This window comes from Modicisalibacter coralii, from assembly GCF_004117855.1.
Taxonomy (GTDB): Bacteria; Pseudomonadota; Gammaproteobacteria; order Pseudomonadales; family Halomonadaceae; genus Modicisalibacter; species Modicisalibacter coralii.
This window is the reverse complement of the sequence record NZ_QWBW01000011.1, coordinates 1-12,036: the sequence shown is the minus strand read 5'-3', so window position 1 is coordinate 12,036 and position 12,036 is coordinate 1. Positions and strand designations below refer to the sequence as shown.

The window sequence follows — 12,036 nt, the reverse complement described above, 5'->3', positions numbered from 1 at the left end:
GAGGATGCGGAGTTTACTGGGTGTTAAATGAGCAATCCGAGCTGATTTTTAACGACGCATGACCGAGCGCAGCCAGTTCCGGCTATTTCCTCCAGAACATCGGCGTCAGCAGCACCAACACCGTCAGAATCTCCAGCCGCCCCATCAGCATGCCCACGCACAACAGCCACTTGGCGGCGTCGGGCAGCGTGGCGAAGTTGCCGGCCGGACCGATGATGTCGCCGAGTCCGGGGCCGACGTTGGCCACCGCGGTCGCCGCCCCGGACAGCGCCGTCACCAGATCGAGCCCCAGCATCGACAGCCCCAGCGCGATGCCGGCCACGGTGAGGAAGAAGAAGAACGAGAACGCCACCACGCCACGGCCGATCTCCTCGTTGAGGATGCTGCCGTTGTAACGCTGGGCGAACACCCCGTTGCTGTGGATCAGGAAGCGCAGCTGGTTGCGCAGGGTCAGCAGGGCGATCTGGAAGCGGAAGATCTTCATCCCACCGCTGGTCGAACCGCTGCAGCCGCCGACGAAGGTCAGATAGAAGAAGGCGACGATCGGAAACGCGCCCCACTGGGTGTAGTCGTCCGAGGCGTAACCAGTGGTGGTGACCACCGAAACGACGTTGAAGCTCACCTGGGTCAGCGCCTCGAAGGCCGGCGTGCCCTGCAGCACCCGGTAGAGGGTCAGCGCCACGATGGCCAGCACCAACAGCAGCAGCATGCCGCGCACCTGCTGGTCGTTCCACAGCACCCCGGGCGAGCCGCGCGCCGCGCGAATGTAGAGCACGAACGGCAGCGCGCCGCTGAGCATGAACAGCGTGCCCAGCCACAGCAGCACCGGCTGCTGGGCATAGGCGCCGAACGAGGCGTCGGAATTGGCGAAGCCCCCGGTCGACAGCGAGGTCATCGCCAGCACCACCGCATCCAGTGGCAGCATCCCCGCCAGCCAGTAACAGAGCACCGCCGCGCCGGTCAGCCCCAGGTAGACGCTCATGGTCGCCTTGGCGATACCGCCGGTGCGCGGCATCACCTTGTCGGACCAGTCGGAGGACTCGGTATGGAACAACCGCATGCCACCGACCTTGAGAAACGGCAGTATCGCGATCGCCATGACGATGATGCCGATGCCGCCCAGCCACTGCATCATGCCCCGCCACAGCTTGAGACCATCGGACAGCCGCTCGATCCCCACGAGTACCGTCGAGCCGGTGGTGGTGATCGCCGAGATCGACTCGAAGACCGCATCGGCGAACGACAGCTGCGGCGCGCCCAGTACCAGCGGCAGGCTGGCGAAACCGCTCACCGTGACCCAGCTCAGTGTGGTCAGCACGAACATCTGGCGCGGCTTGAGCTCGATCGGCACCCGCCGGGTCAGCAGCAGCGCCATGGCCACCGTGGCCAGAATGATCGCCAGCGATACCGCAAAGGCCCGCGCATCGGGGTCGCCCTCGGTGATCAGCACCAGCCAGGGCATCACCATGAAGGCGGCCAGCACCAGCCACAACACCGCCAGTACCCTGACCACCGGTGCCCACGGCGCAAGCGCCATCCGCGGCATCGCGAGTGAAGCCATTCGGTCGATCCCTTGATTCCCTGTGTTTGGGCGGCAACTATAACGCAGAAATTTTTCGCCTTCCCGGACCACCGCGCATGAATTCGACATCGCCCCAGCCCGACGGCCTCCGCGCCGCCCACCGCATCACCCTCATCGGGGGTGTGCTGAACACCCTGCTGGGCATCGCCAAGATCGTGGTCGGCCTGCTGGTCGGCTCGGCGGCGCTGGTTTCCGACGGTATTCACTCCTTCTCGGACCTGGTCACCGACGCCTTCGTGATCGTCGCCACCCATTTCGGGCGCCAGGAACCCGACTACAACCACCCCTACGGCCATGGCCGCATCGAGACGCTGGGCACCCTGCTGCTCGGCAGCGTGCTGCTGTTCGTCGCCGGCGGCATCGCCTGGGCCAGCCTCAGCCGGCTGATCGCCGGGGCTCCCATCCCGCCGGCCGGGCCGGTGGCGATCGGCCTGGCGGTGATCGCGCTACTCGCAAAGGAGTGGCTGTTCCGCTATACGCTGACCACCGCGCGGCGCATCAAGTCGCCCCTGCTCGAGGCCAACGCCTGGCATCACCGCAGCGACGCCCTGTCGACGGTGGCGGTCCTGGCCGGGCTGATCGGCACTCAGTTGGGGCTGGGCTGGATGGACGCCGCGGCGGCGGTAGTGGTGGGCCTGCTGGTCGGCAAGATCGGTGCCGCACTGCTCTGGGATGCCGGCAAGGAACTCATCGACACCGCACTGCCCGAAGACGACCAGCGCCGCATGCGCGAACTGGCCCTGGCCGTGCCCGGCGTGCACGACCTGCATCAGTTGCGCACCCGCAAGGTCGCCGAGCGGGTGCTGCTCGACCTGCATCTGGTGGTGGCACCGCGCCTCACCGTTTCCGAAGCCCACGAGATCGGCAACGAGGTCTGCCGCGACCTCTACGACGCCTATCCGGAGCTCGCCGACATCACCTTTCACATCGACCCCGAGGACGACTCCCACGACGAGGTGCCGGCCCGCGACGCCGCCCTGCCCCTGCGCGAGGACGTCGAGCAGGCCCTGGACGACGCCTGGGGCAGCCTCGACTGCTGGCAACGCCGTGTCGCGCTGGATCTTCACTACATCGGCAACCGCATCGACATCTCGCTCTACGTCGCCGAACGCACCACGCCCGGCAATCTCGACAGCCAGGCCAGCCGGCTGCGCGAAGCCGGCCGGGAACTGCCCTGGCTGGGGCGCCTGCGCGTCTGGGAGGGCCCGGGGCGGGCGTGAAACGCGTGGCGCTCACATCCGCTGCGCGACAGACTCATCCAAGGCCACTGCCAGGAAATGGCCGGCGTTAATACCGCATATGCTGGCTTCGCACCTGGCGTTAATCGCTTATTCTGCTGGGTGAGCAAAATCGCGCACCACCTCGGATTCTTGACTTGCCTAGAGCCAGACGCCAACGAGAGCCTGCTTCCGCCGCATTACGGTGGCGCGCGTTGCTGTTCTTCATGATCGTGCTGCTCTCGACCGGCGGCGTCTTGAGTCTGGCCAGTGCGGCCATGGATGTCTCGCGAATGCGAACGTTCATGACCGGCGAATATGGCCAGGATGGCACGCGCGTTCTGGACGCCTGGCTGCAATTGCTCGATACGCTCGACGGGCAGCCGACCTCCCGGAAGCTGAGAGACGTCAACGACTTTTTCAACCGGCATGTACGTTGGCTGGACGACATCGACGTGTGGAAGGAAAAGGACTACTGGGCGACCCCCCTCGAAACACTCGGGCGCGGCGCGGGGGACTGCGAGGACTACGCCATCGCCAAGTACGAGACACTCAAGAAGCTCGGCATACCCGGAGAACGGTTGCGTATGATCTATGTCCGTGCGCGCATCGGCCTCGGTGGCCGCTCCCAGGCACACATGGTCCTGGGTTATTATGAGTCTCCCGAGGACGAGCCCGTGGTACTCGACAATCTGCTTCCCACCATCCTGCCCGCCAGCCAGCGCGATGATCTGACCCCCGTGTTCAGTTTCAACAGCGACGGCCTGTGGGCCGGTGGGGCCACGCGCTCGCTGGCCGACCCGACACAGCGCCTGTCCCGCTGGCGACGCGTTCTGCAACGCATGGCGGCACAGGGTTTCCTATGAGCATCAGGTGTCGCGGCACTCACATTCCCGGGCCCGGCAGGAGCACGCTTCAATGTCCTTGATCAAGCAATTATGGCTGACCATCCTGGTATTACTCCTGCTCACCCTCGGCGGCAGCCTTTTCATCGGCACGCTGACCAGCAAGCAATACATTGAGCAGGAACTGCGCATCAAGAATGCCGACAACGCTCATGCCCTGGCACTCTCTCTCAGCCAACTCGACAAGGACCCCGTCACGGTCGAACTGCTGGTGTCGGCCCAATTCGATACCGGCCACTATCGACGCATCGAGCTGACCTCACCGGAGGGTGAGAAACTCGAGCAGCGAGTCAGCGATGCCGTCACCACCGACGCCCCGGCGTGGTTCGTCGATCTCGTCGATTTCGATGTTCCGCCGGGAACAGCGGTCGTTCAGGACGGCTGGAAACAATTTGCCACCATAACCCTGGAAACCCATGTCGGTTATGCCTATAGCGCGCTATGGCGTAATGTCCTGGATCTCATGGCGTGGTTTGCCGTCGCCGCCCTGGTCAGTGCCGTGCTGGCCTGGTGGATCGTGCGGACCATTCGTCGCCCCCTGCAGACCGTGGTCACCCAGGCCCGCAACATCGGCGAGCGGCGTTTCACCATCAGCAGCGTGCCACGCACCCGGGAACTGCGCGATGTCGTTCAGGCCATGAACCAGTTATCCACGGTGGTCAGTCGCATGCTCGCCGAGGAAACGCATAAGCTGGACAAGCTACGGCGACGCTTGCAACACGACGAGGTGACCGGTGTGGCAAAGCGCGACACCCTCATCCACCGGCTCGATGCCATGCTGACCAGCGACAGTCAGCGTTCGGCGGGTCATCTGGTCATGGTTCGTATCGCCAACCTGGCTGCTCTCAACGATCGCCTGGGATACCTGGCCACCAATCAGTTGTTGGTCGAGGTAGCGGACAGGCTCCGCCGCCTGGCCGACGACTACGACGATGGCCTCGTCGGTCGACTCAACGGCACCGATTTCGGCATGATCCTGCCGGGATGCGATGACTCGGTTCAGTTGAGGGCGGCCATAGCGCACCGGCTGCACGAGCAATCCATCACCGAACACGGTGATGTCGAACTGCCCGTCTCGCTGGTCGCCTATACCCGCGACAATACCCGCGGTGAATTACTCAGCGCGCTGGATGGCGCACTCGCCAAGGCCGAGGCCCGGGGCGACATGGCCATCGAGATCGCCACGACCGACGCCGGCCAATTGCCTTACCATACCCATGACGACTGGCGCCGGGCTCTCGACGAAGCCCTGACGACCCACGGTGTCCAACTGGCCCGCTATCCGGTACTGGATGACCATAGACGATTGCTCCACCATGAGTGTCCGGCACGCCTCATGCTCGGCGGCGACTGGCAACCGGCCGGCCTATTCCTGCCCTGGGCATCACGCGCCGGCTTGAACCAGGCTATCGACCTGGCCGTGGTCGACACCGCCTTGCACACCATCGCGACCGACGCCATTCCGCTGGGCATCAATCTGTCCAGCGAATCCATCCGTGACACCGGGTTCGTCGCGGCACTGCGTCAGCGACTGCAAGCACACCCGCAGTCGGCAAGCCGCCTCTGGATCGAAGTTCCCGAGTCGGCAGCGGTCCGGCACATGGCCGCCTTCCGCGCCCTGTCGCAAGAGATCCGTCCCTTCGGTTGCCGGCTGGGTATCGAGCATGTCGGCCCGGAGTTCGCCAAACTCGAGTCTCTCCATGACCTGGGACTGGCCTATCTCAAGGTCGATTCGTCCTTGGTCAGGCATATCGACAAGGACGATCAGACCCACCCCTTCCTGCGCGGCATCGCCACGCTGAGTCATTCCATTGGCGTGTTGGTCATTGCCGAGGGGGTCGGCAATCGCGCCGAGCAGGAGACGCTCTTCGATCTCGGTTTCGATGGGGTTACGGGGCCAGGGGTCACCGACCGGCAGGATTGAGCGCGCCCCTCACCCGCCAGGCCGACACAAAGGGGGGCGGAACCCTATCGGCGAATGTCAGCCCGACAGGCAGCGAGCAAGGCGCCCCGGCATAGGCTTCGCGCCGGGGCCGGGGTCGAAGTCAGATCAACCACTCATCGTCTTCATCGCCGAGCAACTCGACACTATTGACCTGCCGGCGAAGTGTTTGGCGCTTGAGGAGCTTTTCACGGGCGGCCTCGGGCAGTTCCGTAAAGCTTATGACGCCCTTGGCAATCAATAACTCGATGACGTCTTCCAGGACGCGCACGAATGCCAGATCGGTATCGCGAAGCTTGCGATGCTGCCCCATCAGGCCCTCTCGTTCGAAAAAGGCCAGGATTTCAGGATCATTGGCTTCCAGGGCTTCATGACAATCTTCACCAGGTTCACGCGCCACCATGACGGGCGTGCCTGACGCATCTCGTTTTACATAAAACACAGCAGCCTCCCTGGCGGCATGCAATGCCACCTTACAGACGCGTTCACGATGGCTTCACCGGGTGCTTCTTCTCGCGCGGGGCAACCAGAACCGCCCCTTCAGGTAGAGCAGACCTGGCAGCCCCGCCTTTCTCGCGCCGCGCACGTTCCCTGTCGAGTGCCTCGAGATAGCCGCCATAGGTTTCACGGTGCGTCATCAGGCGTATCTCTTCGGCCACCTGGCGGGCCCATGCCGCGCCGCCAAGCAGATACGCAGACTGGGTCACGAGATCCACATAAGAGGAGCGCAGAATGAACGCAATGCTTCGTTCATAATCGTCCCCCTCACGCTCCATCTTGTTCGCCGCTTGCCAGTTCGCTATCGCCGTGGTGAGGATGGCATGCAAGCGATCGAAATGTTTCACATAGAACGCATTGCGAGGCAGATCGATCAACATGTTCGAAAAGACACGGTCGATGGTCTCGTCATCGACAGGATGGTCGCGATCGATCAGGTCATCCCAGACATGCGCGATATCGCTGATGATGCCGATGAACTCGACGGCATCTCGATCCCCTTTCAGCCATGTTTCCAACACGCCGTCATCAAAATACATGCTTCCCCCTACCGGTTCACCCCCTTCCCGGCCAAGCCGGGAAGGGGGCAGGACTCGCTCAGCGAACGGCCATCACTGGTCCAGCATCAACTGGCCACTGTCCAGCATCTGTTGGACGATATCGCTACTGTAGTTCATGCCCTGCATGTGAATCGTCTGGTCGGCAACATCCAGGGAACTGCCATCACCAAAGCTTCCCGATGTACTGACATGCAGCACGGTACCGCCTTCGCCGTCGTCGCTGGCACGCAGGTAAGCATCCAGAGAGTCCGACCTGTCCTGCAGCAGCTCCGACAGATCCAGCGTGTCACCTTCGGCCGTATTGAATGACATGACGGTATCCTGAGCAGCGCTACCCGACGCCCCCTGGTCGCCCAGTGACCACTTGAACGTGTCCGCGCCCATGCCACCGTAGAGGATGTCATCTCCCGAGCCACCCTGCAGCAGATCATCGCCACCTTGGCCGTAAAGGATGTCGTCACCGGCTCCACCACGCAGGATGTCGTCACCGCCCGACGGATCGAGCTGATTGAATTCGGCGTGATGGTTCACGATGAACCCCTTCAATGCTTCGGTGGACAGCGAATCGGGGTCCTCGACGCCCAGCCTGCCCGCGACATACGACTTGAGAGCCGTCAGGCCGTTACCCTCGACCCCGTCGAAGTCCAATTTGTCACCAAAGATGATGTCGTTGCCGCCACCGCCATCGACGACATCGTCACCGGCAGGGAGCTCCACGTTCTTGCCGAGAATGGCATCGGCTAGGCTCTCGGGAGAGATACTCGTCTGCACCGTGCCGTCACTATCGAAACGGCTCAATTGCGATTCCTGCAGAGAATCACCCAGGCCGATCGAGTCAACCGTACTGACGTCCTCGAGCAGCGCAAACGCCTCGAGTGAATCATTCACGAGCGAGCTGGGAGTACTCTGCCCATCCCCGTCCAGAAGCGATATTTCATGACCACCCCGACCATCGTCCTGGACCTGGCCGATGACCTCGTCATACCAGCCGCTACTGCAACCGCCGCTGTGATAACCCCATTGATGCACATTACCCGAACTGTCCACCACGAGCCGGTCTTCGCCGGCAATGTTCATGTAATGGTTCTGGCCGGGTTGGTAGTCCTCGGCGTCGAAGGTCCAGGTTTGCCCGCCATAAGTGCCCACGACGGCGCTCTTGGCTTCATCGCTCTGGTGGTACGTCGGCAAGCCATCGGTGATGAAGTAGGTCAGATTCGTCCCGGGGTTGGACGTCACGAGGTCACTGTAGAACCAGTTGGCCGTTGTCTTGAAGGCATCCTCGTAGTTTGTGCCACCACCACTTTGCATGGAGTCGAGCACGGATTTCAGCCGGACCAGGGCATCAGGATCGGACAGGTCGACACTGACATTCCTGCCAGCCTGCCTGTCGAAATCCAGCAGGAAGACATTGACGTTACCAGCACCTTCCTTACTGACGATATGACTGAGCGAGTCGAACATGTGGGTCAATGAATTCTTTGCAGAATTCACGTCTGACTGCGACACACTGCCTGATGTATCGACGATGAAGGCCACATTGTAGTTCGCACCCGGTACCAACTGCAGGCCGGTGGCGTCACCGACGATGATATCGCTGGCGTTGGTCCCTTCGATGGTGTCGTCCACCGGGGTACCCATGGTCACGGCGTACTGTTCGACACTGGCGCTATCGACAGCCGATGCCGAGTCGACGATGGCCCCGTCGACGATTTCACGGGACTCGACGGACGCCTGTATATCGAAGCTACCGCTATCGAGCGGAATCTTCATGGTAAGGTCGAGATCGTCCAGTGACGTGCCCTGGCTGTTCTCGACATACCAGTCACCATTATCCAGTGCAGTGACGCCATCACCGAGAATCTTCACCCCCTCGGGAATACCCGACAGCGTGATTCCCGTCAGTACCTCGCTGCCGTCCACGTCCACCAGTGCGGCAGACAGATCGAGAGCCACGATGTCGTGACCGGTGGGCGTAATGGTCGTCGACACCTCGGGCGGCATCATGGTGACGCCATCGCCGAAGATCAATCCACGGATATTGTTGAGCGTGATCGTCACTCCGGTGTCGAGATCGGTGATGCGGCCGTCATAACCCGAGTTCTGGTGCAGCTCCCCCAATGCGACGCCGTAGCTGGCATACGACTTGCTCAGATAGAGGTAATCCTTGTCCTGACCGTCGATCGAATTGACAGGCTGGTTGCCGTTGACGAGCTTGTTGAAATCACCGGAAAGGACGATGACATCCGCGTTCTGAGAATTGCCCGCACTGCCCGGGTTGAGATTGCCGTTTGAGAAAGGCGGTTCGAAGACACGACCACTGAGCCCCTGGGCAGAGATAGTACCTGCATCGACGGTGATGGTGACCGAGGAATCCTCGACGGTCAGCCTGGTACCGCGCTCGGAGGACACCAGGTCGCCGACCGAGATACTGACCTCGGGGGCATCCGCGACAGGCGTGACATCGATCGTCAGAGTCGACTCGTCACCCATGCCGCTCGCATCGGTCGGCCTGAATGACAGGTGCGCATAGTCGGCCTGCTGGTCGCCGAACCCGTTACCCCCGTAGCCATCGAAGCCAGACTCGTTGGACGCCGGCATGAAGCGCAGTAACCCCGCATCGACATCGGCCTTGGTAAAGGCGTCGTCGACGGATACCGCGACCCATTGTCCGTCGGCATTCTGATGCTGCAACTGGCCGGAATCCGGCAGGCCAGTGACGACGATACCCAGGGCCGCATCGGACGAGTCGACATCGGTGACCCCAAGATCACTCCAGGCCAGGGTGATCGCGGTATCTTCCTGCCCCGTAACACCCGCCGGTTGGGCGGAAGGCGCATCATTGATACCGGTGACCGTCACCGTCAGGGTCGAGCTGGCCGTACCATCCTGGCCATCACTGATGGTGTAGGTGAACTGATCGCTTCCCTGCTCGTCCTCGGACAACGCTCGGGTAGCCGCACGATTGGCGTCCAGTACATAGTGGTAGCTACCATCCGCCTCGAGCGTCAGCGTGCCGTAGACTCCTTGAAGGGTCGCGCTCGCACCACTGGCAACGCTGGATTGAGTGCCAGCTTGCGTATTGGCGACGCTGGTCACCGTCAGTGGATCACCTTCGGGATCACTGTCGTTGGTGAGAAGGTTACCGCTGGCCAACGTCGAGCCGGGATCGACGATACTGGCGCTACCGTAAATCGTTTCGCCACTGGGTACCGCGAGCGTGGTCGGCGTTCCGAGCGTCTGAGTGTCGACGTTCATCGGCGTGGCGAGGTTGTCGGTGGTGATGATCAGCAATTCGCCCTGGGCATTTTCCGCCAATCCATACACCGGCGCATTCATGGTTGCTACCACAGTCGTGGTCGCGTTGCCGGTGGCATCGGTGCGAATACTGCCGTCATCGTTCAACGCGACCTCGAGGACACGCTCGTCCGAATCGGCAACGTAGAGATGGTTGCCGACATACTGCAGGTCCCCGCCCGATGTGAAACCGGTCGAGGCAATCTTGGTAGCCACCAGCGTCGTCGGGTCGATCGAGAACAACCCCTTTGTGCTGGCACTCGCAGCGATCAGGTTGCCATCCGGCATCAAGCCGAGGGCGTTGATACCGTTCAGGCCCGACACGGCGCCCACGGCGGTTGCCATCCCGGTCTCAGCGTCGATGCTGTAGAGCGTCGTCCCGGCAAAGGCGACACCGTAAAGCATTCCGGACGTCGCACTGGGGGAAATATCGCCCAGATAAGTGACCTCATTGCCGGCGGCGTCCTTGATCGTGACACTGCTCTGCCCTCCTGTGGTCAGATTCCAGGCTTCCAGCGTCCCCTGTGCCGTGGCGAGGTAGACGATATCCGGCGCTGCGGAGACCCCCGCTGAATCCGGGTTCGCCACCGGTGCATCGTTGACCGGGGTGACGAACAGCGTGACCGTTGCCGTATCACTGCCGCCCTGACCATCGCTGATCGTGTACTCGAACGTGGCAGGACCGTTGTAGTCGGTGGCCGGCGTGAAGACGATGGTACCGTCGGCGTTGAGCACGACGCTGCCGTGGCTGGCATTGCCGACACTCGTGACAGTCAGCGTATCGCCATCGGCATCGGTATCGTTGGCCAGCAGATCATCGGTACGCAGGTAGATCGAAGTGTCTTCCGCGGTAGTCAGCGGTGAATCCACAACGAAGTCACCGAGTGGCGAATAATCACCGTCGCCGAACTTCAGTTCGGGCTGGAAGATCGCCCGCTCTGCTTGATCCCAGTAGACGATCTCGATGGCGTGCGTGCCGCCCTGGGCCACCGTAAAACTGTGCTCGTTGGTCGCCGGGCTCTGATTGTGGTCAACCGTGGCCACCGGCTTGCCATCGATCGATACCTGATAGCCATCGTCCGAGAGGATCTTGAACGTGTAACTGCCCGCTTGCAGCTCGACGACCCCTTGCATCCGCAGAATGGCATCGGTTCCGGTCGTCGGCATCTGCGTGCTCAGCGAATCGGCGTCGGCACCGAGGAACGTCTTCAGATTGTCGGGATTGGCGAGGTTGCCAGTGATGTAGTTGTAGAACAGCGAGCTTGCCACGAAGGTCGCATCGGGCGTGCCTTTCTCGGCGATGAAGGCCTGAACCTGCGAGACACTCGCCAGATTCGGGCCGTCGGCGTCAGCCCCCTCTTGATAGGCGAAATACTCCGAGTAAAGCCCGCCAAGCTTGCCATGAGTGGTATAGCTGTCGTCGTTCGCCACCGGGTCGTCGTTGACCGGGGTGACGCGCACGCCGACCGTGGCCGTGGCGCTGCCGCCCTGGCCGTCGCTGACGGTGTAGTCGAAGCTCGCCGCGCCGTTGTAGTCGGCGGCCGGGGTGAAGGTGATGCTGCCGTCGGCGTTGAGCACGACGCTGCCGTGCTCGGCACCGCTCACGCTGGTGATCGTCAGGGTGTCGCCGTCGACGTCRCTGTCGTTGGCCAGCAGGGTCGCCGGGTCGATGGTCAGCGCGGTGTCTTCGGCGGTGGTCAGGGCGTCGTTGGCGGCGTTGGGGTCGGCGTTGTCGTCGCCGGCACTCGGGTCGTCGTTGACCGGGGTGACGCGCACGCCGACCGTGGCCGTGGCGCTGCCGCCCTGGCCGTCRCTGACGGTGTAGTCGAAGCTCGCCGCGCCGTTGTAGTCGGCGGCCGGGGTGAAGGTGATGCTGCCGTCGGCGTTGAGCACGACGCTGCCGTGCTCGGCACCGCTCACGCTGGTGATCGTCAGGGTGTCGCCGTCGACGTCRCTGTCGTTGGCCAGCAGGGTCGCCGGGTCGATGGTCAGCGCGGTGTCTTCGGCGGTGGTCAGGGCGTCGTTGGCGGCGTTGGGG

Annotated in this window: 7 protein-coding genes; 3 read left to right on the top strand and 4 right to left on the bottom strand. The window is 62.6% G+C overall.

The window, feature by feature from the left end; translation table 11 throughout:
* Positions 1–82: 82 nt before the first annotated feature.
* A complete protein-coding gene (locus D0901_RS06790) occupies positions 83–1,561 on the bottom strand; it encodes a TrkH family potassium uptake protein (protein ID WP_129139547.1) in 1,479 nt (492 codons plus the stop codon).
* A 77-nt stretch (positions 1,562–1,638) separates the two neighbouring features.
* Here D0901_RS06790 and D0901_RS06785 point away from each other — a divergent pair, with 77 nt between their 5' ends.
* The 3 genes from D0901_RS06785 to D0901_RS06775 all read left to right on the top strand — a co-directional run bounded on the left by D0901_RS06785 (position 1,639) and on the right by D0901_RS06775 (position 5,628).
* The gene (locus D0901_RS06785) at positions 1,639–2,802 is read left to right on the top strand and encodes a cation diffusion facilitator family transporter (protein WP_129139546.1); all 1,164 of its coding nucleotides are present in this window, start codon (positions 1,639–1,641) and stop codon (positions 2,800–2,802) included.
* A 212-nt stretch (positions 2,803–3,014) separates the two neighbouring features.
* A complete protein-coding gene (locus tag D0901_RS06780) occupies positions 3,015–3,665 on the top strand; it encodes a transglutaminase-like cysteine peptidase (protein WP_224419745.1) in 651 nt (216 codons plus the stop codon).
* A 52-nt stretch (positions 3,666–3,717) separates the two neighbouring features.
* Positions 3,718–5,628, top strand: a complete 1,911-nt coding sequence (locus tag D0901_RS06775) for a bifunctional diguanylate cyclase/phosphodiesterase (RefSeq protein ID WP_129139545.1) — start codon at positions 3,718–3,720, stop codon at positions 5,626–5,628.
* 121 nt (positions 5,629–5,749) lie between these two features.
* Here the strand turns inward: D0901_RS06775 and D0901_RS06770 are convergent, their stop codons facing one another.
* The 3 genes from D0901_RS06770 to D0901_RS06760 form a co-directional block, all read right to left on the bottom strand.
* Entirely contained in the window at positions 5,750–6,118 is a 369-nt protein-coding gene (locus D0901_RS06770) for a tryptophan synthase subunit beta like protein (RefSeq protein WP_224419743.1), read from the bottom strand.
* Positions 6,119–6,131: 13 nt separating this feature from the next.
* Positions 6,132–6,683: a hypothetical protein gene (locus D0901_RS06765; protein WP_203234813.1), complete on the bottom strand. Its 552-nt coding sequence runs from the start codon at positions 6,681–6,683 to the stop codon at positions 6,132–6,134.
* Positions 6,684–6,755: 72 nt separating this feature from the next.
* On the bottom strand, positions 6,756–12,036 hold a 5,281-nt coding region (locus tag D0901_RS06760; RefSeq protein WP_129139544.1), incomplete at its 5' end, for a tandem-95 repeat protein.

Coding starts and splice junctions, on each gene's coding strand:
- D0901_RS06790 (WP_129139547.1), bottom strand. CDS start 1,561: ATGGCTTCACTCGCGATGCCGCGGATGGCGCTTGCGCCGTGGGCACCG.
- D0901_RS06785 (WP_129139546.1), top strand. CDS start 1,639: ATGAATTCGACATCGCCCCAGCCCGACGGCCTCCGCGCCGCCCACCGC.
- D0901_RS06775 (WP_129139545.1), top strand. CDS start 3,718: ATGTCCTTGATCAAGCAATTATGGCTGACCATCCTGGTATTACTCCTG.
- D0901_RS06765 (WP_203234813.1), bottom strand. CDS start 6,683: ATGTATTTTGATGACGGCGTGTTGGAAACATGGCTGAAAGGGGATCGA.